The organism is Burkholderia sp. SJZ089, from assembly GCF_007828315.1.
In the GTDB taxonomy this organism is placed as follows: Bacteria; Pseudomonadota; Gammaproteobacteria; order Burkholderiales; family Burkholderiaceae; genus Burkholderia; species Burkholderia gladioli.
Genome location: NZ_VIUM01000002.1, coordinates 466,122 through 488,414 on the forward strand (window position 1 = coordinate 466,122; position 22,293 = coordinate 488,414).

General features: G+C 69.0%; 23 protein-coding genes. 7 read left to right on the forward strand and 16 right to left on the reverse strand.

Annotation, left to right across the window (positions count from 1 at the left end; all coding sequences use genetic code 11):
* Nucleotides 1–44: 44 nt before the first annotated feature.
* A complete protein-coding gene (locus FB600_RS05145; RefSeq protein WP_096750075.1) occupies nucleotides 45–962 on the reverse strand; it encodes an AraC family transcriptional regulator in 918 nt (305 codons plus the stop codon).
* Nucleotides 963–1,144: 182 nt separating this feature from the next.
* Here FB600_RS05145 and FB600_RS05150 point away from each other — a divergent pair, with 182 nt between their 5' ends.
* Nucleotides 1,145–1,909, forward strand: a complete 765-nt coding sequence (locus FB600_RS05150) for an SDR family NAD(P)-dependent oxidoreductase (protein WP_145756335.1) — start codon at nucleotides 1,145–1,147, stop codon at nucleotides 1,907–1,909.
* Nucleotides 1,910–2,069: 160 nt separating this feature from the next.
* Here the strand turns inward: FB600_RS05150 and FB600_RS05155 are convergent, their stop codons facing one another.
* Nucleotides 2,070–2,864, reverse strand: a complete 795-nt coding sequence (locus tag FB600_RS05155; RefSeq protein ID WP_047836874.1) for an SDR family NAD(P)-dependent oxidoreductase — start codon at nucleotides 2,862–2,864, stop codon at nucleotides 2,070–2,072.
* Nucleotides 2,865–3,021: 157 nt separating this feature from the next.
* Here FB600_RS05155 and FB600_RS05160 point away from each other — a divergent pair, with 157 nt between their 5' ends.
* A complete protein-coding gene (locus FB600_RS05160) occupies nucleotides 3,022–3,903 on the forward strand; it encodes a LysR family transcriptional regulator (RefSeq protein WP_017918624.1) in 882 nt (293 codons plus the stop codon).
* A 249-nt stretch (nucleotides 3,904–4,152) separates the two neighbouring features.
* On the opposite strand, the gene FB600_RS05165 is transcribed toward FB600_RS05160, so the two are convergent.
* Nucleotides 4,153–5,328: a porin gene (locus FB600_RS05165; protein WP_046581884.1), complete on the reverse strand. Its 1,176-nt coding sequence runs from the start codon at nucleotides 5,326–5,328 to the stop codon at nucleotides 4,153–4,155.
* A 329-nt stretch (nucleotides 5,329–5,657) separates the two neighbouring features.
* Between FB600_RS05165 and FB600_RS05170 the strand changes: the two genes are divergently transcribed.
* Nucleotides 5,658–5,951, forward strand: coding sequence for a DUF4148 domain-containing protein (locus FB600_RS05170; protein ID WP_096750072.1), 294 nt, complete (start codon nucleotides 5,658–5,660; stop codon nucleotides 5,949–5,951).
* Nucleotides 5,952–6,044: 93 nt separating this feature from the next.
* Nucleotides 6,045–6,200 (forward strand): hypothetical protein, encoded by a 156-nt coding sequence (locus tag FB600_RS37090; protein WP_013699628.1) that lies wholly within the window; start codon nucleotides 6,045–6,047, stop codon nucleotides 6,198–6,200.
* Nucleotides 6,201–6,299: 99 nt separating this feature from the next.
* Here FB600_RS37090 and FB600_RS05175 read toward each other — a convergent pair whose 3' ends face one another.
* From FB600_RS05175 to FB600_RS05190, 4 genes are all read right to left on the reverse strand, one after another.
* Nucleotides 6,300–6,989 carry a response regulator transcription factor gene (locus tag FB600_RS05175; protein ID WP_046581886.1) on the reverse strand — a complete coding sequence of 230 codons (690 nt, stop codon included), beginning with the start codon at nucleotides 6,987–6,989 and terminating at the stop codon, nucleotides 6,300–6,302.
* Between the two features lie 43 nt (nucleotides 6,990–7,032).
* On the reverse strand, nucleotides 7,033–8,397 hold the full coding sequence (locus FB600_RS05180; RefSeq protein ID WP_046581888.1) for a sensor histidine kinase: 1,365 nt from the start codon (nucleotides 8,395–8,397) through the stop codon (nucleotides 7,033–7,035).
* A 49-nt stretch (nucleotides 8,398–8,446) separates the two neighbouring features.
* Nucleotides 8,447–9,124 carry a response regulator transcription factor gene (locus tag FB600_RS05185; RefSeq protein WP_046581953.1) on the reverse strand — a complete coding sequence of 226 codons (678 nt, stop codon included), beginning with the start codon at nucleotides 9,122–9,124 and terminating at the stop codon, nucleotides 8,447–8,449.
* A 261-nt stretch (nucleotides 9,125–9,385) separates the two neighbouring features.
* Nucleotides 9,386–9,631: a hypothetical protein gene (locus tag FB600_RS05190; protein ID WP_124076560.1), complete on the reverse strand. Its 246-nt coding sequence runs from the start codon at nucleotides 9,629–9,631 to the stop codon at nucleotides 9,386–9,388.
* 284 nt (nucleotides 9,632–9,915) lie between these two features.
* Between FB600_RS05190 and FB600_RS05195 the strand changes: the two genes are divergently transcribed.
* Nucleotides 9,916–10,215, forward strand: coding sequence for a DUF4148 domain-containing protein (locus FB600_RS05195; RefSeq protein WP_046581893.1), 300 nt, complete (start codon nucleotides 9,916–9,918; stop codon nucleotides 10,213–10,215).
* Nucleotides 10,212–10,568: a DUF4148 domain-containing protein gene (locus tag FB600_RS05200; protein ID WP_096750071.1), complete on the forward strand. Its 357-nt coding sequence runs from the start codon at nucleotides 10,212–10,214 to the stop codon at nucleotides 10,566–10,568. Before FB600_RS05195 ends, FB600_RS05200 begins: the two co-directional genes overlap by 4 nt.
* Before the next feature lie 117 nt (nucleotides 10,569–10,685).
* Here the strand turns inward: FB600_RS05200 and gor are convergent, their stop codons facing one another.
* The 5 genes from gor to FB600_RS05225 form a co-directional block, all read right to left on the reverse strand.
* Nucleotides 10,686–12,047 carry a glutathione-disulfide reductase gene (gene gor / locus FB600_RS05205; RefSeq protein ID WP_036034812.1) on the reverse strand — a complete coding sequence of 454 codons (1,362 nt, stop codon included), beginning with the start codon at nucleotides 12,045–12,047 and terminating at the stop codon, nucleotides 10,686–10,688.
* 235 nt (nucleotides 12,048–12,282) lie between these two features.
* The gene (locus FB600_RS05210; RefSeq protein ID WP_096750070.1) at nucleotides 12,283–13,413 is read right to left on the reverse strand and encodes a porin; all 1,131 of its coding nucleotides are present in this window, start codon (nucleotides 13,411–13,413) and stop codon (nucleotides 12,283–12,285) included.
* Nucleotides 13,414–13,736: 323 nt separating this feature from the next.
* Nucleotides 13,737–14,102, reverse strand: a complete 366-nt coding sequence (locus FB600_RS05215) for a glyoxalase superfamily protein (RefSeq protein WP_096750069.1) — start codon at nucleotides 14,100–14,102, stop codon at nucleotides 13,737–13,739.
* A 265-nt stretch (nucleotides 14,103–14,367) separates the two neighbouring features.
* Nucleotides 14,368–14,895, reverse strand: coding sequence for a chromate transporter (locus FB600_RS05220; protein ID WP_096750068.1), 528 nt, complete (start codon nucleotides 14,893–14,895; stop codon nucleotides 14,368–14,370).
* On the reverse strand, nucleotides 14,892–15,482 hold the full coding sequence (locus tag FB600_RS05225) for a chromate transporter (protein WP_096750067.1): 591 nt from the start codon (nucleotides 15,480–15,482) through the stop codon (nucleotides 14,892–14,894). Before FB600_RS05225 ends, FB600_RS05220 begins: the two co-directional genes overlap by 4 nt.
* Nucleotides 15,483–15,588: 106 nt before the next feature.
* Here FB600_RS05225 and FB600_RS05230 point away from each other — a divergent pair, with 106 nt between their 5' ends.
* Complete coding sequence (locus FB600_RS05230; protein WP_036048908.1) at nucleotides 15,589–16,473, forward strand: transcriptional regulator GcvA; 885 nt, start codon at nucleotides 15,589–15,591, stop codon at nucleotides 16,471–16,473.
* 28 nt (nucleotides 16,474–16,501) lie between these two features.
* Here FB600_RS05230 and FB600_RS05235 read toward each other — a convergent pair whose 3' ends face one another.
* From FB600_RS05235 to FB600_RS05250, 4 genes are all read right to left on the reverse strand, one after another.
* Nucleotides 16,502–17,806: a solute carrier family 23 protein gene (locus tag FB600_RS05235; protein ID WP_098181493.1), complete on the reverse strand. Its 1,305-nt coding sequence runs from the start codon at nucleotides 17,804–17,806 to the stop codon at nucleotides 16,502–16,504.
* Nucleotides 17,807–18,050: 244 nt separating this feature from the next.
* Nucleotides 18,051–19,280: a flagellar hook-associated protein FlgL gene (gene flgL / locus FB600_RS05240; RefSeq protein WP_145756336.1), complete on the reverse strand. Its 1,230-nt coding sequence runs from the start codon at nucleotides 19,278–19,280 to the stop codon at nucleotides 18,051–18,053.
* 14 nt (nucleotides 19,281–19,294) lie between these two features.
* On the reverse strand, nucleotides 19,295–21,280 hold the full coding sequence (gene flgK / locus FB600_RS05245) for a flagellar hook-associated protein FlgK (protein ID WP_145756337.1): 1,986 nt from the start codon (nucleotides 21,278–21,280) through the stop codon (nucleotides 19,295–19,297).
* A 122-nt stretch (nucleotides 21,281–21,402) separates the two neighbouring features.
* Nucleotides 21,403–22,158 (reverse strand): flagellar brake protein, encoded by a 756-nt coding sequence (locus FB600_RS05250; RefSeq protein ID WP_098153528.1) that lies wholly within the window; start codon nucleotides 22,156–22,158, stop codon nucleotides 21,403–21,405.
* Nucleotides 22,159–22,293: the final 135 nt, after the last annotated feature.

A 22,293-nucleotide genomic window follows, 5' to 3' on the forward strand; every position in this document is an offset into this window, starting at 1 on the left:
ATGCGCCGCTCGGCGCCCGAATCGCGCCGGCGCGTCCGCCGCCTTCAGATGCCACCGTCGAACATCGATTCGGACCAGGCAAAGGCCGCCCTCATCTGCTCGACTTCCTGCGTCGGCGAACGACCGAACATGCGCTTGAATTCGCGGCTGAACTGCGAGGGACTTTCATAACCGACCGAGGCCGAGGCCGCCGCTGCCGTGAGACCCCTTCGGATCATCAACAGCCGCGCCTGGTGCAGCCGGGTCGACTTGAGGTACTGGATCGGCGTGGTGTGGGTGACCGCCTTGAAGTGCCGATGAAAGCTCGGCACGCTCATGCCGCTCTCGTGACAGAGGGATTCCACGTCGATCGGCTGGCCGTAATCGGCATGGATGCGGCGCAGCGCCCGCGCGATCCGCGAGAAATGGCCGGTGGACGCGAGCGAGGCGCGCATCGCGTCGCCCTGCTCGCCGGTCAGCACCAGGAAACAGATCTCCCGCAGCGCCAGCGGCGCGACGACCCGCGCCTCGAGCGGCGAGCCCAGCGCCTCGAGCAGCCGGAGCAGGGTCGCCGAGAGCCGCTGGTTCAACGGCGTGGAATAGATGCCGCGCGGCATCGCGGGCGGCTTGCGGCCCGGCGCGTCGACCGCCAGCATCAGCTCCGCGGTGAGCCCCGGGTCGAGACGCAGCGTGACCGCGAGCAGCGGCGCCTCGGGACTGGCCTCGGTTTCGGTGGAGAACGGCAGGGGCACCGAGAGCACCAGGTAGTGATTCGCATCGTAGAGAAACACCTCGTCGCCCAGGAAGCCGCGCTTGCAACCCTGGCAGACCAGCACGATGCTCGGCTCGTACAGCACCGGCGTGCGCCCCAGCGAACGGTTCGAACGCATGAAGCTGACTCCCGGCAGCAGCGAGGCCGTATAACCCTCGTTCGGCGCCAGCCGCCCGATCAACTCGATGATGCGCGCTTGCCTGCCCGGCATGGTTCCTCCGATGGATTCGACGACGACTATAGCCGATGCCCGCGAGCGGCATGCCCGTTTGATAGTTATGGGCAAGACTGCGAGAGCGGCTGCCATGGCCGACCCGGGATGCCGCCGATACATTGGCCTGCACGGCGTCGAACCGATTTCCGGTTCGCTCGCCCCACCACATTTTCGAGGACATGGACATGCAGGACATCAATGAATTCGCCGGCAAGGTCGCGATCGTCACCGGCGCGGCCAGCGGCATCGGGCGCGCCATCACCGAACTGCTGGCGGCACGCGGCGCACGCGTGATCGCCGAGGATATCGACCCCGCCGTCGAGGCCATGGCCGGCCCCGGCGTCGTGCCGCTGGTGGCCGACATCAGCATGGACGGCAGCGCGGAGAGGGCGGTGGCCCTGGCCCTGGAGCGGTTCTCCCGCCTCGACCTGCTGGTGAACAACGCGGGCATCATCATCAACAAGCGGGTGGTCGACATGTCGCGCGCGGATTGGGAGCGGATCATGGACGTCAACGCCACCGCCGCCTTCCTGCATTCGCGCGAGGCCATGAAGGCCATGATCCCGCAGGCGCGCGGGGCGATCGTCAACGTGGCGTCCTATGCGTCCTACTTCGCCTTCCCCACCATCGCCGCCTACACGGCGTCCAAGGGCGCGCTGGCGCAGTTGACGCGCACCCTCGCCCTGGAGGCGATCGAGCACGGCATCCGCGTCAACGCGGTGGGTTCCGGCGACGTGCTCACCAACATCCTCAACACCGTGGCGGCCGACGGCGACGGCGTTGCCGCCCTGGCCGCGCATGGCGCGAGCGCGCCGATCGGGCGGGCCGCGGCGCCGGAGGAAATCGCCGAGGTGGTGCTGTTCCTGGCTTCCGAGTGCGCCAGCTTCATGGTCGGTTCGGTGGTGATGGCCGACGGCGGCATGAGCGTGAAGGTGGGCGCCTGAGCATCGCGACGCGCCGGCAAGGCCGCTGGCCCTCGGGCCGGTGCCGCAAGCCTTGGCGGCGACGTTGTCCTTCAAGGGCGCGCCCTTGATCGAAATCGGCAGCCTGCGGCACCGACACCGGCTGCGGCGATCGCCGCTTTACCCACCCGGGAGCAAGGCGTCAGGAGATGGACCGCAGCACGCCCCCGTCGACGCGCAAGGCCGCGCCGGTCGTCGCCGACGCCTGCTCAGACGCCACGTAGACCACCATGTTCGCCACCTCCTCGGTCGTGGAGAAACGCTGGATCAGCGTGGTCGGGCGCATCGTTTTCAGGAATTCCTGCTCGGCCTGGGCCGGCGTGATGCCGTGCTCCTCGGCGGTCGCCTTCATCCAGCCGGACAGGCCCTCCGAGCCGGTCGGGCCAGGCACCACGGCGTTCACCGTGACGCCGCTGCCCGCGACCAGTTCGGCCAGCCCGCGCGACACCGCGAGCAGCGCCGTCTTGCTGACGCCGTAGTCGATCATTTCCTTGGGGATGTTCAAGGCCGATTCGCTGCTGATGAACACCACGCGCCCCCAGTTGCGCGCCGTCATCCTCGGGAGATAGTGCCGCGACAGACGCACGCCGCTCAGCACGTTGAGCTGGAGCAGGTCGAGCCATTCCTGGTCGGTCTGGTCGAAGAAGTTGTTCGGCCGGGCGGTGCCGGCGTTATTGACCAGGATGTCGGCGTCCGGCGCCTGGGCAACCAGGTCGGCGCAGCCCTGCGCCGTGGCGACGTCGGCGGCCACGCCGGTCAATTCGGCACCCGGCAGCAGAGCCCGCATCTCGCGCAACGCGGCGTCGACGCGTGCCGGCGTGCGGCCGTTGATCACCACCGATGCACCGGCGCGCGCCAGCCCCTCGGCGATCGCCCGGCCGATACCGGCGGTGGAGCCGGTCACGATGGCCCTGCGGCCCTTGAGTTCGATATGCATGTCCTGGATTCCTGTCAGAAAGTTGAGGCGTCAGCCTGCGTCGCCGGCCATGCCATGGCACGACGTCCCTCACCGAAGTCGGTGTCAGAGGCATGGTAATTACTCACGATGAAGGCGATAATCCGTTTAAATTCGATAAGACTTATTCCCAAATAGAATGGATCGATTTCACGAACTGAACGCCTTCATTGCGGTGGTCGAAACCGGCGGCTTCTCCGCCGCGGCGCGCAAGCTGGGCGAGTCGCAATCGGCGGTCAGCAAGGCGGTCAACGCGCTGGAGAAACGCCTGGGCGTCGCCTTGCTCCATCGCAGCACGCGCAAGGTGAGCCTCACGGATCAGGGGGCGAAATACTACGAGCGCACCAAGCCATTGGTGGACGAGATCGAGGTGGCGGACCTCGAATTGACCAGCAGCAGCCTGGATGCCTCCGGGCTCGTGCGGATCGCCGCTCCCTCGACCTTCGGCCGCCTGCACGTGCTGCCGTTGATCCCCGCGATGCTGTCGCGCCATCCCGGTCTGCAGGTCGACGTGGTGTTGTCCGACGCGGTGCGCGACATGGTCGAAGACCGTATCGACCTTGCAGTGCGCGTCAGCCCGGTCAGCGATCCGGATTCCGTGGTCCGGCGGGTGGCGGGCACCTCACTGGTCTGCGCGGGTTCCCGTGACTATTTCGCCCGGCACGGAACACCGAAGACGCCTGCCGATCTGGGCGGCCACAACTGCCTGATCTACGGTGAAATGAGAGAGTGGCCGTTCATCGGGCCGCAAGGCCGCTTCACCGTGCCGGTGCATGGGAATCTTTCGTCCAACAGCGTGGAGACGATCCTGGCCGGCGTCGCGGCCGGGCTCGGCATCGCGATCTTCCAGCGTGCGTCGCTGGTGGGGGAATTCCGGCGTTCGGATGTGGTGACCATCCTCGACGAATTTATCGACGAGCGCCGCGACGTCAGCCTGGTATGGCCCAAGCGCCGGTTCGTGCCAACCCGCGTGCGCCGTGCCACCGATTTTCTCGCGACCGCGCTTGCCGAGCGGATCTAGCGGCGCGAGTCGGATTCGCATGATTGCGAACATAAAAAAACCCCGCGACGCATCCGCGTCACGGGGCCAAAGATCACCGCCCAAACCGTCCCGACATCGCTGCAACCAGTGCCGGGACGGCGGCGGGAACCGCACTACCGGCGCACCCGGTCGCTCACCGGATGCGCCGCCACCCAAGCGCGCGAATCGATCGATCCTCGCGCCGGGCCAGGCCGCGCGGCCTGGCCGGCTTGAACCGGCGAGGACCGGTCAGAACTTGTGACGAATGCCGGCCGCCACCACGGCCTGGCGATCGTTGCCCGAGGCGGCGAGGTTGAAGATCCCCGCATTGCCCAGCACGGCCACGCCGTCGGCGCCCGTCACGCGCTGGTACACGCCCTCCAGGTAGAGGTCGGTACGGCGCGACAGCGCGTAGTCGGCCTGCAGCATGAACTGGTTCCACTTCGGCGCGATGCTGCGGCCGGCGTTGTCGAAGCGGCCCTGCGTGAAGGTGTAGGAGCCGCCCAGCGAGAGCGCCGGCGTCAGGAAGTAGCGCGCGTTCAGCTCGTAGTTGCTGAAGGTCAGCAGCTGGCCGTTCACGCTGCCGTACGAGCCGCCCTGCGAAAGCTCGCGCGGGTCGTTCAGGATCGTGCGCGTGTAGACGAAGCCCACCGTGGCCTTGTCGAACGCGTAACGCGCGCCGGCGCCGAAGGTGCGCCAGCGCCCGCCCACCAGCATCGAATCGCCGTCCGAGCTGCTCAGCGCGCCGCCGGTGTTCTGCGGCGTGTTCACGCCGCCCGGCTGGTTCGACTGCAGGTAGGCCACGGCCAGGTTGACCGGGCCGTTCGCGTATTGCGCGCCGAGGCTGTAGGCGTTGTTGTTGCTGAACTGGCCGCCCGCGTTGCTGAAGGCGTAGGCGCCGCCGAACGTGAAGCCGCCGTAGTTCGCGCTGCGGAACTTCACGGAGTTGTTCATCCGCGTGTCGTTGGCGAGGTTGTCGTTGTCGTAGGGATGGTCGGCGATGTTGCCGCCGAAGCCCGAGCCGGTGGCCGACAGCGGCGCCACGAAGTCGACCAGGAAGTCGTACTGGCGGCCCAGCGTGACGGTGCCCCATTGCCGGCTCGCGAGACCGACCCAAGCCTGGCGGCCGAACTCGTCGCCGCCGTTGCCGAACTTGCCGTTGGCCACGTTGAAGCCGTTCTCGAGGGTGAACACGGCAGCCAGCCCGCCGCCCAGGTCCTCGTTGCCGCGCAGGCCCCAGCGCGAGGTGCTGACGTTGCCGCTCTGCACGCCGTAGGTCGGGCCCGCGCCGCCCGAGGATTTCTGGTTGCTGATGTAGTCCAGGCCCGCGTCGATCGTGCCGTACAGCGTGACGCTGCTCTGCGCATGCGCGGCGGTCGAAAGCAGACACGCGAGCGCCGCCGGGATTGCCAGATATTTCTTCATGATGGTTTCGCTAGAGTGGGTCGGTCTTCTCGCACCGCCGGCTGCGTGTGGGAAAGCCGATCCGTCCGCGATGCGATGGCGCCAATTTAGGCAGCGGGCGTGACAGCGCCGTTATGAAAACGGCCTGAAAAATGAAACCTTTTTCATCCACGCGATATGCCGGCTTCATGTCGATGCCGACAGCCCCCGGGGCGCTGCATGAATTTCTTTTCACCCTGCGTATGCCGATCCGCTATCGCCCCCCCTCTATGCTTGTCCTCAACCCGCTGCGTCACGTCGAGATGCCGCGACGGGGATGAAACCAGTCATTGATCATGAGGACAACGAAGATGAACACCACCAAGCTAGTCGCGACGACCCTGCTCGCCGCCTTCGCCGCGCTTTCGATTCCCGCCTTCGCGCAGACCAGCGCCCAGCCGATGCGGATGACGCCGGCCGCCACCAAGGACGGCGTGCCGGGCGCGGCGACCAACAGCCAGTGGGCCGCCGCCAATGGTCAGTGGGTCGCGCCCTATGGCCAGCCAGTGCACGAGAAGACGCGCGCCGAGGTCTACCAGGAGCTCGTGCAGGCCGAGCAGGACGGCCAGCTCCAGTACCTGAACTCCACGCTCTACGCGCACTGATGTGTGCCGCCTTGCGGCCGGCCCCGGCGTCCCGCTCAGGCCGCCCGCGCCGTCCGCAGCGACGCCGCTCCCTACCTGACTCGCTCGCCAATCATGAAGCTTCGTCCCCTCCTGCTGCGCTCCACCCGTCTCGCGCTGCTCGCCGTCGCCGCCGGCGCCCTGTTGTCCGGCTGCGCCGCCGCGCGGCCCAATGGCCCCGGCGACTGCGTCGGCCCGCCCGATTTCTGCGTGCCTTTCTTCGGTTCGTGATTCGATCCGTCAATGCGCGAGGGGCGCGCTGCCGTCGGCAGTGCGCCCCTCGTGTCCATGCATGATGTCGCCGCTTGGTGAAGCGGCCGCGCCGCGCGCTCAGGCGTCCGGCAGGCTCACCTGGTAGCCGTAGCGGCTCACCGTATCGATCCTGACGTCGGGCAGGTGCCTCGCGAGCTTGCGGCGCAGCCGCGACACCACCAGGTTGACGCTCGACGGATCGACATCCTCCTTGTCCTGCCACACATAACGGATCAACTGGTCGCGCGGCACCGGCGCGTTCGGATGGCGCATCAGGCATTCGAGCAGCAGGAACTCGCGGCGCGTCACCGCCAGCCGCAGCTTGCCGTCCTTGAGCTCGCGCGACAGCGTCTCGAAGCTCGACGAAGCGGAGGGCGCATGCGGGCCTTCCGCCTCGCGCGGCCCGGCCAGGCGCTGCAGGGCCTGCAGGCGCTCATGCAGCTCGATGAAGGAATAAGGCGCGCCGAAGCAGGCGTCGGCGCCGGCGCGCAGCGCGCGGATCCGTTCGCTCGCCGAGGCATGGCCGAGCAGCACCACCAGCGCCGCGCCGCCGCCGTCGGCCACGAAGCGCGGCAGCATGCCGATCAGCGCGGCGTCGGCGCCGGGCTCGAAGGCGGTCACCACGATCGCGTCGAAGGCTTCCTGCGAGGCCAGGAACAGGCCGTCGCGCAACTCGTCGGCGCGCTGCAGGCTGTGGCCACTCTCCTGCAAGGCCTTGTGCAGCCAGGACGCTTCCGGATGCGGCGACGTGACGAGCAGGACACGCATGCTCAGCAGGCCCCCCGGTGGCAGGCAGCAACACGAGCGATCCTCATACCAGCGACCTCGACCAGCATTCGATCGTGACGCGCGTGCCGGGCTCGGCGCTGCCGATGCGCAGCGTGAAGTCATGCACGTTGAGCACCGTCGAGACGATGCTCAGGCCCAGCCCCGAGCCGGCCAGGTGCCCGGTGCGGCGGCTGCGGTAGCGGTGCTGCAGCACGGCCTCGCGCTCGTCGGGGGCGATGCCGGGGCCGTCGTCGCTGACGTCGATCTGCGGCCCCTGCAGGCGCTGGCGCAGCTCGAGCCGCACCGTGCCGCCCGAGGCCGAATACTTGAGCGCGTTGTCGAGCAGGTTGGTGAGCGCCTCGAACAGCAGCGCGCGATCGCCGTGCACCGCGTCGACGCGTTCGGTGCGAACCTCGAAGCGGATATCGCGGCTCTCGGCCAGCGGCTCGAACAGTTCGCCGATATCGATCACCAGCGCCTGCAGGTCGACCTCGGCGAAACCGCCGCGCCGCTGCAGCGTGCCGATCTCGGCGATCCGCAGCATGGCGCGAAAGCGCCCGAGCAGCGCATCGGTCTCGTTGCGTGCGCGCGAGACCAGGCTCGCCATCGCCGCGTCGTCCTGCGTGCCGGCGCGCTCGGCCGCGTGCGCGAGCAGCGTATGCACGTGCGCCAGCGGCGTGCGCAGGTCGTGCGCGATGCCGTCGCACACGCCCTTGACCTCGTGCATCAGCCGCTCGACCTCGGCCAGCATGTGGTTGACCAGGTGCGAGAGCATGTCGATCTCGTCGCGCCCGCCCACCGGCAGGCGCTGGGCCAGATCGCCGCGCGCGATGCGCTGGGTGACCTGGCGGATCGCCTTGATGCGCCGCATCTGCCGCACGCTGAGGATCAGCCCGCCGAGCAGGCCCGCGCCGAAGCAGAGCACGCCGCCCACCACCAGCGCGTTGATGATGGCCTCGCGGATCCGCAGGATGTGGGTGAGGTCGCGCGCCAGCACCAGCCGATAGCCGTTGGGCCGCGTCTCGGCCATCGCGCGCACCACCGGCGCCACCTCGTCGCCGGCGATCTTCAGCGTATGCGAGAGCGTCTGGCCGGTGCGGTCGGTCTGCAGCCCTGCCGGGAACTCGAGCACGTCGCCCGCCACGTGGCGGCCGTCCGGCGCGAACAGGCCGTAGTAATTGGTGTGCATGCGCTCGTGTTCGAGGCGGCGATGGATCGCGCCGGGCAGGTTGGTGTCCGCCATCGAATTGAAGTAGATCATCTGCCAGTCGATCACCACGTCGGTCTCGCTCTTCATGTCGTGCGTGATCTGCGTGGCGATCACGCCGAGCAGCAGCATCACGGACAGCGAGAACATCACCGCGTAGACGGTCACCAGCCGGAACGTGCTGGAATACCAGCGCGGCATGCCGGTCCCGCCGGCGACCCGGCTTGCTTGTTCGATCACGATGGGCGTCTCAGGACAGGATGTAGCCGGCGCCGCGCACGGTGCGGATCATCGGCGCGACCTCAGGTGGATCGATCTTCTTGCGCAGGCGTCCCATGTGGACGTCGATCAGGTTGGTGCCGGGATCGAAGTGGTAACCCCAGACCGCCTCGAACAGCATGGTGCGCGTGATGGTCTGCCCGGCGTTGCGCATCATGTATTCGAGCACGCGGTACTCGGTAGGCAGCAGCGCGATCTCCACGCCGTCGCGGCTGGCCTTGCGGCCGATCAGGTCGAGCGCGAGCGGGCCCACCGTGAGCGAGGTCTCCGATTGCGCGGGCGCGCTGCGGCTGCGGCGCAGCAGCACCTCCAGGCGCGCGGCCATCTCCTCCGGATCGAAGGGCTTGGTGAGGTAGTCGTCGCCGCCGGCGCGCAGGCCGCGCACGCGTTCGTCCACATCGCCCAGCGCGCTGAGCATCAGCACCGGCGTGCGCACGCCGATGCTGCGCATGGTGGTGACGATGGTCAGGCCGTCCACGCCGGGCAGCATGCGGTCCAGCGTGATCACGTCGTACTCGTCGCTCAGCGCGCGCGCCATGCCGTCCCGGCCGTTGGCCACCCATTCCACCGCGAAGCCGCGATCTTTCAGTTCGCCGACGATTTCATTCGCGGTGATTTCATCGTCTTCGATGGTCAGGACTCGAAACATTGTCGTGCCGCCGGCCGCGAACAGAGGCGGCACCGGCGATTCGTGATGAGAGGAGAGGAATGTTGCCATATCCGGCCCGGGCGTTGAGCGGCCGTCGCGCATCGACAGCCATCAGCGCAGGCTACACGCGCGCGCGTGTCGCCCGGGTATCGGGTTCATTAAACATTCTTCATCCGGCGCGCGTAAACCGCCGCCGCGCCCATCGCACGCGGTGCGCGGGCGCTTCCCGCGAGACGCGATCGAGACCGAAAGCGGCTCGTCTCAAGTGGGATGATCGAGCGCCGGCGCGGGCGTGCCGGCCGGCGCTTGTGCGACGTTGCGCCGCATCTCCCCGCCGGAGCGGCGTCGCGCGTCCTCGATCGCGCGATATTGGCGCTCGACCCTCGCGTGATCGAGCACCACGTCGGCGATCGGCCCGCCGCTGCCCTGCACTTTCGCCTCGGCCAGGCTCGCCACGCAGAGCGCGACGGCGGCCAATCCTATCGATCCGATGGTTCGTCCGTTCACGCCAATCTCCTCCTGTCCTGGGTCCGGAGCCCGCGTCATCGATCGATGCGCGCCGCCATGCCCCGCACCATACGCCGACGCACCTGAACGAACGCTGGCAGCGAGGTGAAAGATATTTCAGCGAGGGCGCGCCGCCGCGAATGAAGGAAGTTTCATGTGCGCTCCACCGTTTCGACAAGCGCCCTCCACTAGCCTGCATTCCGTGATCACGACGCCTTTCGCGCCGGATCGGATGACCAGGCCGGCAGGTCGCCGGCGCCCAACCCGTCTAGAGGAACGACATCATGAAGCACCGCGCATCGACTCTGAAACACGCCCTGCTCTGCGCCGGCCTGATGGCCGTCGGCATCGCCGCCCACGCCGCGCCGCTCACGCCGCAGCAATGCGGCGACTATCCGTTCGTGAAGATGAAGGGGCCGGTCACGCATGCGCAGATCGTCAACGAGCTCTCGGAGCTGGAATCGGTCGGCTACCAGCCCTCGGCCGGCGACGACAGCAACTACCCGGATGACATCGACAGCGCCCAGGAAAAGCTGATGCAGAAGTACCAGCGCGACTGCGTCAAGCACGGCGCGGCATCGTGAGATGCGCGGCGCGCATCGGGCGCGCGATGGGCGCCGCGCTGTTCGCGGCGGGCCTGATGCTCGGCGCCACGATGGCCGCCGCGCAGGCAATGCCGCTCAGCGCGCGGCAGTGCCGCGACTATCCGTTCGTGAAGGATGGCCGGGCGCTCACGCACCGGCAGGTGATCGGCGAACTCGCCGAGCTGGAGGCCGCAGGCTATTCGCCCGAGGCGGCCAACGACAGCGATTTTCCCGATGCGGCGCGCGCCGCGCATCAAAGGCTGATGCGCGAATACCGGCGCGACTGCACGGGGCGGCTGCTCGGCAGGCCGATAGCGGCGCAGCAAGGCGAGGGGCCCAGCGCTTCGCGCTGAGCCACGCCCGCTTCGCGCGCAGGTCATTTCGTCGTGCAAGACATTGGACGCAGGGTCCAGGTTGCGAATTCGCCACGGGGCGCATGCCGCGGCACGCGCCCCGTGGCCTGCCCGTGCTCAGGCCGGATCGGGCGAGCGGGTGCGCAGCGTGACGAACTCCTCGGCCGCGCTCGGGTGGATGCCGATGGTCGCGTCGAACTGCGCCTTGGTGGCGCCCATGCGCACCGCGATCGCGATGCCCTGGATGGTCTCGGCGGCGTCGCGCCCGATCATGTGCGCGCCGACCACGCGCTGCGTGTCGCGCACCACCACCAGCTTCATGAAGATCTTCTCGTCGCGCCCCGTCAGCGTGTGCTTGAGCGCGCGGAACGAGGTCTTGTAGATGTCGAGCGCGCCGTACTCGGCGCGCGCCTCGGCCTCGCTCAGGCCGACCGTGGCCAGCTCCGGCTGGCTGAACACGGCCGAGGGAATCGCGCGGTGATCGGCCTCGATGCGCTGCTCGCCGAACAGGTTGGCCGCCAGCAGCGCGCCGTCGCGCGTGGCCACCGGCGTGAGCTGCGGACGCGAGGTGACGTCGCCGATCGCGTGGATCGAGGGCACGTTGGTGGCCGAGTAGGCATCGACGCGCACCGCGCCGCCCTTCTCCAGCTCGACGCCGGCGTTCTCCAGGCCCAACCCCGCCGTGTTCGGATGGCGGCCGGTGGCATACAGCACCGCGTCGTAGGGGCCTTGCGGCGTGCCGTCGACGTCGAGCGTGAGCGAGCCGTCGGCATTGCGCGTGATGGCGCGCACCTGCGCCTGCGTATGGATCGCCACGCCGTGCTTGCTGATCTCCTCGTGCAGCACGCGGCGCAGGTCGTCGTCGAAGTGGCGCAGGATTTCCTCGCCGCGATAGTAGAGGTCGACCTTCGAGCGCAGCCCGTTGAAGATGCCGGCGAACTCCACCGCGATGTAGCCGCCGCCGACCACCGCCACGCGCCGGGGCAGCTCGGGCAGGTCGAGCGCCTCGCGCGAGGTGATCGCGTGCTCGATGCCGGGAATCTCCGGCAGGGTCGGCCAGGAGCCGGTCGCCACGCCGATGTGGCGCGTGCTGTAGCGCTTGCCGCCGACCTCGACGGTATGCGCGTCGACGATGGTGGCGCGCCCCTCGTGCATGCTCACGCCGGCATCGTTCAGCAGCTTGATGTAGATGGCGGAGAGCCGGTTGATCTCGCGGTCCTTGGCGGCGATCAGGGTCGGCCAGGAGAATTCGCCCTCGCCGAACCGCCAGCCGTAGCCGGCGGCATCCTCGACGTCGTCGGGGAAATGCGAGGCGTAGACCAGCAGCTTCTTCGGGATGCAGCCGCGCAGCACGCAGGTGCCGCCGATCTGCTCCACCTCGGCGATGCCCACCCGGGCGCCGAGCGAGGCCGAGATGCGGGCGAGCCGCACGCCGCCGGAGCCCGCGCCGATCACGAAGAGGTCATAGTCGTAGTCCATCGAAATGCTCCGGCAGATTTGGAATCGGCACGATAGCAAGTTTTCGGGAAACGCGTGAGACAGGGCCGAGGCGCCGGCCGGGGCCCGGCTGGCGACGCCGCCGGTTTTCTGCTGGCGGGCTTCGGCGCCGATTTCGGTGGCCGATTTCGGCGCCCGTAAACGACATCGCCCCGGTCGCGACGCGAATCGCGACCGGGGCGGTGGAAGCGGCGCCGGCAGTCAGCCGGCGCGCCGCTCAGAAGATGTTGCGCAGGCCGATCGAGACGCCGGTCTGGTTGTTGCGGCCCGGCAGTTCGACCACCGAGGCGCCGGTCGCCTTGTTGAAGTCGACCGTGCCGTAGATCTCGGTGCGCTTGGACAGCGCGTATTCGGCCAGGCCGACGATCGCGTAGCGATTGCCGCTGCCGAGCACGCCGCTCGAGATCGTCGCGTTGCGCGAGTGATCGTAGTAGAACGCGCCGGTCAGCGTGATGGTCGGGCTCGCCTGCCAGGCCACGCCGGCGTACGGGCCGTCGTCGATCCGGCCGGTGCCCTTGAGCGAGCTGATGCCCGGCACGATGGCCTGCTGGGCCAGCGTCGAATCGACGAAGCCGGTATCGTCCTTCGAGCGCAGGTATCCGGCGTAGAGCTTGACCGTGCTGAACGCGTAGACCGCGCCCACGTGGTAGATGGTCTGCTTGCGGTTCGAGTTGTCGCTGTTCTGCTGCATGCCGGCGGCCACGTTCAGCGGGCCGAAGGCGTAGCCGAGCGTGAAGCCGTACATGTTGCCGGCGCCGACGTGGCCCGGCACCTGGCCCGAGAAGCCGTTCGCGCCGGTCGAGGTCGAATCGGTGCCGAACGAGTACATCGCGCCGACCGACAGGCCGCCGAACTTGCCGTTGTACTTGACGGCGTTGTCGGCGTAGAGGCCCGCGCCGAGCGCCACCGGCAGCCAGGCGTTCTCGAAGTAGTTGCCCACCGTCAGCGGGTCGTAGGTATCGGCCAGCAGGTCGAACAGCAGGGTCTTCTGGCGGCCCAGCGTGACGGTGCCGTACTGGCTCTGCAGGCCCACGTAGGCCGCGCGGTTGAACAGGCGCGAGCCGCCCGCCATCGAGCCGTCCTGCAGGTTGATGCCGCTTTCGAGGTTGAAGATCGCCTTCAGGCCGCCGCCGAGATCCTCGACGCCCTTCAGCGCGAAACGGCTGTTGGTGATCGCGCCGTTCGTCATGTAGAAGCGATTGTCGTTGTTCGCGTTCGAGTTGGTCAGGTAGCGCAGGCTGACGTCCGCGACGCCCCACAGCGTGACCGAACTCTGCGCGTGCGCCTGCGTGCCGGCGAACGCGAGCATCATGCCCCCAACCAATCCCGCGAATCTGGTCTGCTTCATGAGCGATCCTTTTCTTTATCGTTGACGGTGTCGTTATGGTCCGGGCGCGACGGCGCGCGGCCGGATGCGCGTCGCACGCTTCTGGCGCGGACGGCGTGGGCCGCATCATAAGACGGAGGCTGTAAGGAACAAAAAAGAATCGCGCCGCGCCGCGCCCGGCTGTCGCCCGCGCGCAACGCACTGGGGCAGGGCCCGATTGCGGCGGGCCGCGAGGCGCGTCAGGTTTGCGGCAATGCAGCACGCGATGCGCGGCAGCCGGGGCCGCCGCCGTGCATCGCCGCGGATCGTGGCTCGATATCCGTCGTCGATCGGTCCTCGCCGGATCAATCGCGCTTCAGTTCGGCGAAGCGCAGCCGGTTGCCGAAGGGATCGGCCACCGTCAGTTCGCGCCCCCAGTCCTGCTCCTCGATGCCCGGGCGCGCATAGCCGTATTGCTTGCCGATCAGCTCGGCGTGCAGCGTATCGATTCCCTCCATCGGCACGAATACCGTCGAACCCGGCGTGGCATCGCCGTGATGCTCGCTCAGGTGCAGCTCGAGCTCGCCGCGCTTGAGCGCCGCGTAGAGCGGCAGGCCGGGCTCGAAACGATGCTCCCAGAGCAGGTCGAAGCCGAGGAAGTCGAGGTAGAACTCGCGGGCCTTGGCCTCGGAGAAGATGCGCAGGATCGGGATCGCCGGACTCAGTTTCATGCTGGCCTCTTGGAGAGGGATGCGCGCAGCGGGCAATGCATCGGAGACCAAAGCAAGGCCCGCTCGACGCCGGGCCTGCATCTTAGCGCGGATCGCGCGGCGCACCGGCGGCGGATCGATAGCGAACCGGCACCGGATCGGGCAACCGATCGGCATCGCCGCCGGCGCGTGGCGCGGGGCGCGGGGCGCGGGGCACGGGGCACGGGGGGCGCGCGGCTCGATATCTGGCTCGATATCTGGCTCGGTGCCAGGCTCGGAACACCGCTCATAACCAGGCGCTGGCCAGCCCGATCAGCGCGCCGCCGCCGAGCAGCCAGAGCGGATGCAGGCGCGTGCGCCAGGCCAGCACCGCGCAGGCCGCGGTGATCCCCCATTGCAGCGCCGCGTGGTTCGAGGCCTGCGAGATCAGCATCGCGCTGGCCGCCACCAGGCCCGCGGTGACCGGCATCATGCCCTGCTGCACGTAGCGCCGCCACGGCCGGTCGCGAAAGCGTTCCCAGGCGTGCAGCGCCAGCATGGTGACCGCCGAGGACGGCCCGAACTTGGCCAGCGAGGCCACCAGCAGCCCCGGCCAGCCCGCCACGTGCCAGCCCACCAGCGACACGATCATCATGTTCGGCCCCGGCGCGGCCTGCGCCAGCGCGAACAGCGCGGTGAACTCGGTGGCCGGCATCCACTGGTGGATCTCGACCACCTGCCGCTGCATCTCGGGGAGGATGGTATTGCCGCCGCCGAAGGCCAGCAGCGAGAGCTGCGAGAAGATCAGGGCCAGCGCCCCCAGCGTGTGGCTCATCGTGCGTCTCCCGCGGCCTGCATGCGCCCGCGCGCGGCCAGCCAGATGCTGATCGGCGTGAGCACCAGCATGGTGGTCAGCAGGGGCAGCCGCAGCAGCGCGATCGCCACGAAGGCCAGGGCCGCCACGCCGGCGGCCGCCGGCACCTGCCGCAAGGGCCGCGCGACCTTCAGCGCCATCGCGATCAGCAGCCCCGCCGCCGCGGCCGCCAGCCCGCCGAACAGGTGCTGCACGCGCGGGTCGCCCTGGGTCCTGGCGTAGATCACGCCGAGCGCGACCACCACCAGGGTGGGCCCGGCGATCAGGCCGAGCAGGCCCGCCAGCGCGCCGGGCACGCCGCGAAAACGCATCCCGACCGCCACCGACAGGTTGATCACGTTGCCGCCGGGCAGGAACTGGCAGAGCCCGAGCAGGTCGGTGAATTCCTCGGCCGTGAGCCAGCCGCGCTGCTCGACCACGGCGCGCCGCACGAAGGGCAGCGCGCCGCCGAACGAGACCAGCCCGAGCCCGAGAAAGCCGAGGAACAGCTCGGCGATGCCGACCTCGCGCGGCGGCGCCGGGCGGTCCTGTGTGAGGGGGGAAGACATGCGGAAAATCCTGGGGAGAGTGCCATCGATGCGGCGAGAGTACGCCCGATCGCGACCCCGGCAAAACGATTTCTCGGCTCGCGTCTTGTGATCTACACTCACAAGCATGACGCGTCTACTCCCCCCTTTTCCGGCGCTGCGGGCCTTCGAGGCCGCTGCCCGCCACGAAAGCTTCAGCGCCGCCGGCGACGAGCTGCATGTGACTCACGGTGCGATCAGCCGCCAGGTGGCCGCGCTCGAGGCCTGGCTCGGCCGGCCGGTGTTCCATCGCCACGGCCGGCGCGTGCGGCTCACCGAGGAGGGCCGCCGCTACCTGGCGACCCTCTCCGAGGCCTTCGATCGCATCGCGCAGGCCAGCGAGCAGTTGCGCGAGGCCGGGCCCGCCCATGTGCTGCGCATCAACGCCCAGGCGACCATCGCGATGAAGTGGCTGCTGCCGCGGCTGTCGCGCTTCCAGCGCGAGATGCCCAACGTGGAGCTGAAGCTGTCGACCTCGGACGCGCCGCTCGACACGCTCGACGGCCAGTTCGACGTGGCGATCCGCAGCGGCCCGGGGCGCTGGCCGAACCGCGCCAGCGGCCACTTCCTCGACGAGACGGTGCTGCCCGTGTGCAGTCCGAAGCTCCTGCGGCAGATGCCGATCGCCTCGGCCGAGGATCTCGCGCGCCATGTGCTGCTGCATTCGGATACGCGGCCCTCGGCCTGGCGCGACTGGTTCGCGGCGGCCGGCACGCCGCTGCGCGCGCGCAAGCGGCAGTCCTTCGATCACTTCTACCTGGCCCTGCAGGCCGCGGTGGACGGGCTGGGCGTGGCGCTCGGCCCGCTGCCCCTGCTCGACGAGGAGCTGGCCAGCGGCCGGCTGGTCGCGCCGCTGGCGGGCCCGCGCATCGCCACGCGGCGCTACTGGTGGATCGCGGCGCGCGAGGCCTCGCCGCCGGTATTGAAGTTCTGCGCCTGGCTCGACGCGCAGGCCCGCCGCGCCGAAGCCTGAAGCGCGGCCGGCAGGCCCGCGCCGCCGCTCACACCACCGGGCCCGGCTCCTTCTCGCGGCGCAGCAGCGCGTGCAGCAGGATCGCGCCGAAGGTGGCGGTGCCGATCCCGCCCAGCGCGAAGCCGCCCAGCTTCAGCGAGAAATCGCCGGCGCCGAGCACCAGGGTGACGGCCGCCACGATCAGGTTGCGGTTGTCGGAGAAGTCGACCCGGTTCACCACCCAGATCCGCGCGCCGGTCACGGCGATCAGGCCGAACACCACGATCGACACGCCGCCCAGCACCGGCCCCGGAATGGTGCTGATCAGCGCGCCGAACTTCGGCGAGAAGCCCAGCACGATCGCGATCAGCGCCGCCACCGCGAACACCAGGGTCGAGTAGATGCGGGTGACCGCCATCACGCCGATGTTCTCGGCATAGGTGGTCACGCCGGTGCCGCCGGCGCTGCCCGACACGATGGTGGCCAGCGCGTCGCCGATGAAGGCGCGGCCGACGTAGCGGTCGAGGTTGTGGCCCGTCATCGCGCTGACCGCCTTGATATGGCCGAGGTTCTCGGCCACCAGGATCACCGCCACCGGCGCGAGCAGCAGCATCGCGTGCGGGTCGAACACCGGCGCCGTGAAATGCGGCACGCCGAACCAGGCCGCGTGGCCGACGATCGAGAAATCGATCGGCTTGCCCAGGCCCAGCCCGTTGGTGACCACCGCGTAGATCGCGTACGCGATCAGCAGGCCGATCAGGATCAGCAGGCGCTGCATCATGCCGCGCGCGAACACCGCCACGCCGCCCACGCACAGCACGGTGACCAGCGCCATCACGCTGTCGAAGGTGCTGGCGCTCACGCCCTTGACGGCGATCGGGGCGAGATTGAGGCCGATCACGGCGACGATCGCGCCGGTCACCACCGGCGGCATCAGGGTCTCGATCCAGCGCGTGCCGATCGCCGAGACGATCAAGCCGATCACGCCATAGGCCAGCCCGCAGGCGACGATGCCGCCCAGCGCGAGCGGGATGTTGGCGTTCATGCCGCTGCCGCCGTAGCCGGTCACGGCGATCACCAGCCCGATGAAGGCGAAGCTCGAGCCGAGGTAGCTCGGCACGCGCCCGCCCACCAGCACGAAGAACAGCAGGGTGCCGATGCCCGACATGAAGATGCAGAGGTTCGGATCGAAGCCCATCAGCAGCGGCGCGAGCACGGTCGAGCCGAACATCGCCACCACGTGCTGCACGCCCATCGCCACCATCTGCGGCCAGGGCAGCCGCTCGTCGGGCGCGACCACGCGATCGGCGCCGCGCTCGGCCACGCGCCAGCGCGGGAAATAGGAATCGGCCATCGCGGGCTCTCCTGTCGGAAGGGGGGGCTTGTCGGGAACGGTCGGCGCGCGCGGCGCCGCCGGGGCGGATCAGGCGCGAGTGTACGAAGCGCGAACGCCGCTGACAAGAAGGGATGACACAGGGATGATGCGCGCTGAGGGTTGAAGCCTGGCTGGAGGCGGAGCGCGGCGGAAACGGGAGGGACGGCGGGGACACCGCGCGGCGCCGGCCGAGCCGGATCGGGCCCGGCCGGCGCCGCGGAACTCAGTTCAGATACTGGAACAGCGAGAGGTTCTGCACCTGCGAGAAGGCCTTCTGCGCGGCCGTCAGCGCGTTCTGCACCTGCAGCAGCTGCGAGATCGCGGTCGGCATGTCGGCCTGCTGGAGGTCGGACAGCGAGTTGGTGGCCACCAGCGCATTGCTCGAGGTGATGGTCTGCATCGCCTTGACCTCGGTTTCGCGGCCGCCCACCGAGGCCTGCACGGTGGTGATGTTGGCCAGCGAGTTGTTGACCTTGGTCAGCGCGGTCGACATCGAGTTCACGAAGCTCGCGGTGGCGGCGCCGTCGCTGCCCACCGGCGCCTTGAGCGCGGCGATCGCCGCGTCGAGCGCACCGAAGATGTCGGCCCCGGCGGCCGGCGCGGGCGTCAGCGAGAAGCTGTCGCCGGCGTTCGGCGAACCCGAGATCACCAGGCTCTGGCTGCCGACCTGGATCGCGCTGCCGGCCTGGTAGGCCTGCGCGGCGCCGGTGGTCGGCGGCGTGGTGGAGTTGTCGGTCACCGTGTAGGTGGGTGCCGTCGAGGTGCCGCCGAAGGTGATCGTGTAGGCGTGGTTGTTGGTCGAGTCGCCCGGCTTGCCGGCCGTCACCGCGCCGATGGTGCCGGTGCCGGTGTTGCCCGCGGCGCCGGTCGGCACCGGCAGGCTGCCGGTGGAGGGCACCGAGAGGAACACGTTCACGCCGCTGTCGCCCTGCGCCACGCTCAGCGTGTCGGAGATCTGCACGTTGCGCTGGCCGGTGTCGCCCGAGAAGGTCACGCCGCCGGCCGGCGAATTGGTGAACGGCTGCGACGAGCCCTGGAAGCCCGCGAAGATGTAGTTGCCGGCGCCGTCGGTGGTGTTGGCCAGGCTCAGCAGCGTGTCGCGCTGGCCCTGCAGCTGCGAGGCGAGCGCCGCGCGGTCGCTGTCCGACATGGTGCCGTTGATCGCGCTGCTCAGGCGCGAGACGATCGAGTTCAGCGTGCCGGTCACGCTCGAGAGCGTCGAATCCTCCAGGCCCAGCGCGGAGAGCGCGGTGTTCTGGTTCGCCGAGTATTGCGAGAGCGTGGCCGAGGTGGCCGACAGCTGCACCGCCTGCGCGGCGCCCAGCGGATTGTCGGCCGGCGTCTGCAGCAGGTTGCCGCTCGCCACCTGCTGGTACAGGGTGGAGATCTGCGACTCCTGGTTGTTCATCAGCTCGATGTTCTGCGTATAGAACTGCGAGGTGGCGATGCGCATGATGATCGATTCCGTCAGTTGAAGATGCCGAGCAGCGTGCTGAACAGCGTGGAGGCGGTCTGGATCACCTTCGCGTTGGCCTGGTACATCTGCTGGTACTGCATCAGGTTCACGGCTTCCTCGTTCTGGTTCACGCCCGACACCGATTGCTGCTGGGTGGTGATCTGGCTGACCACGCCGGCCTGCACCGAACTCCTGGCCGACAGGCTCGCCGCGGCGTTGCCGACGTTGTTGACGTAGGAGCTGTAGGCCGCGCTCAGCGTGGTGCTGCCGCCGTCGAAGGCCTTCGAGGTGGCCAGCGCCGACAGCAGTTGGGCGTTGCGGCCGTCGTTGGTGCCGCTGCTGCCGCCCTGGATGGTGAAGGTGTCGCCGTCCGCGGGCGCGCCCGAGACCGACACCGTCACGTTGTTCATCAGGTTGGTGTCGGTCGGCGGCTGGACCGTGCTGGTGATGGTCAGCGTGGCGCCCTTGCTGGCGTCGTAGGGCACCTGGGTGTTCGCGTCGGTGATCGCCACGGTGGTCGGCGGGGTGGTGCCGATGGTCACCGTGGTGCCGGCCTGGAACCCCGTCAGCGACTTCGAGGCCGCGTTGTAGGTCAGCGTGGTGGTCAACGAGGGAATCTGGTAGCCGGTCGTGACGCTGCCCGCGGTGATCGCGCCGGTGCCCGTGTTGGTGGCGGTCTTCTGCGCGAACACCGGCGCGCCGGAGGCGATGGTCGCGCCGCTCACCACGCCGAAGCTGTTCAGCGCGCCGCGGGTGGGCTCGATGGTGAACGAATCGCCCGGTTGCATGGTGCCGGTGGCCGACAGCTTCAGGCCGCCGAGCGTGGCCGGCAGCGAGTTGGCGGTGCCCACCACGGTGCCGGTGGTCTTGTTGGTCAGCGTGTAGGTGCCGTTGTTGAAGGACAGCGTCAGATCGCTGGTCGGCGGCTGCTGGGCATTGTCGAAGGCCGCCGTGAGCGTGGCGTTGCCGGTGTTGTTGGCATTGGTGATGGTGGTCGGCGTCGGCAGGTTGAACAGGTTGCCGCCCACCTTGCCGTTCAGGTCCACGCCCAGCGCGTTCTGCGCATTGGTCTGGGCCGCGAAGCTGACCGCGATCGCGCCGAGCTGCGCCTCGGCCGGATCGAGCGTCTGGGTGCGGAACTGCAGCGCGCCGCCGATCGAGCCGCCGGTCACGCTGCTGTCGGGCACCACGGTGGTGGTGGCCGCGCCGTTGACGGTGCCCTGCACCGTCAACGACAGCTCGCTCGGGTCCGCCGCCGAGGGCGCGGTCGACAGTTGGTAGCTGTTGTTGCCCACCACCAGCGGCTGGCCGTTGCCGATCGAGACGTTGTAGTTGCCGTTGACCTGGGTGACCTGCACGCCCACGTACTGCGACAGGCTGGCGACCGCCTGGTCGCGCTGGTCGAGCAGCTGGTTGGGCGGCTGGCCCTGCGAGCCGGCCGCCGAGATCTGCTGGTTGAGCTGGGCGATCTGCGCGGTCAGCGCGTTGACGCTGGTGACCGAGCTTTGCAGCTGCTGGTTGACCTGGGTGCGCAGCGCGTCGAACTGCGCGCCGGCCGCGTTGATCTGGGAGGCCAGCGTCTGGCCGGCGGCCAGCGCGGTCTGCTGGGTGCTCTGGTTGCCGGCGTTGTTGGCGACCGTCTGCAGGCCCGAGAAGTAGCTGGAGATCGCCGCGCCGATCCCGGCCGACGGATTGCCGACGTAGTTGTTCAGCGTCGCGACCAGGGCCGAGTACGAGCTCAGCGCGCTGGCGGTGGTGTTGGCCGAGTTGAGCTGGTCCGACAGGTACTGGCTGAACTGTCGCTGCACCGTGACGGTGGTCACGCCGCTCGGGCTGAAGCCGTTCGGCGTGTACTGGCCGTCCGATTCGGCGAACACCGGGCGCTCGACCGAGTAGCCCGGGGTCGCCTGGTTGGAGATGTTCTGGCCGGTCGTGTTGATACCCCAGAGCGCGGCGTTGATGCCGCTGAGTCCGAGGTTCAGGAGATTGCTGGACATGAGTGCCGGCCGCGAACGGCCTCCGGGAAAGGGACACCCGGTATAACGGCCGCGCGCGGCGGAAATTGAGGCCGCGCGCGAGAAAAACCGCGGCGCCGGGAGCCGCCGACGATGACCGGAAATTACGCGCGCGCGAGCTGGCGGCGCTTCACTTCGAGCTGGGTGATCAGGCGCTGCAAGGTGTTCTCGGCGGCGCCCGGCAGCGACACGAAACGGAAGCCGAGCTGGTAGCGGCGCGCGCCGTTGGGCGAATCGGTGATGCGCTGCGAGACCAGTTGCAGGTCGAGCGCGAGCTTGCCGTGGCCGGCCAGGTTCAGCTCGACCTCGGGCAGGGTCACGCCCGGCTCGAGCGTGGCGGCGCGTTCGTCCACGGTGCGCAGGCCGATGCCGCCCAGCGAGAGGTTGTCGATCTCGAACACGAAACCCTCGCCCTCGGGCAGGGTGCCGCGTGCCACATAGGGCTCCAGCACCGGCGCGTCGACGCGGAAATACTCGCGGCGCTGCACGAAATAGAGCACTTCGGGAAACTTGGCCTGGAAGGCCGGGCGGCCCTCGTAGCTGATCTCGCTCGGGGTGCCGATGGTGAATTCGACGCGCACGCCGTCGGGCAGGGCCTCGAAGGCGCCGTGCGAGGCGCCCAGCAGTTGCGCGTTGTGCGCGTCCACCGCGCCCCAGTCGAAGGTAAACGTTCCCGAGCCGACCTGGACGTCGAGCACGCGCGTGACGATCTGCCCGCCCGGGTAACGGACCGTGAGGAAATCCCCCCGGTTCAAAAGATTGCGCAACTGCACGCCGATTTCGAGCGGGTTGCGACGGCCGTAATCGGGGACGGAATCGTCATCCGCCGATGTTTCGGTCAGTGCTGCTTCGGTCTTCATTGTTGGCTTGCCGGATGTCGTCTGCTTGGCGCCCGGCTTGCCCGGACGCGGTGGCCTGCCCGCGGCTTGCGCGGCCGCTGGTCTCTTGGCGCGCGAGCCCTGCCGGCCCGCAGCGTCAGCGCAAGAGTGTAGATC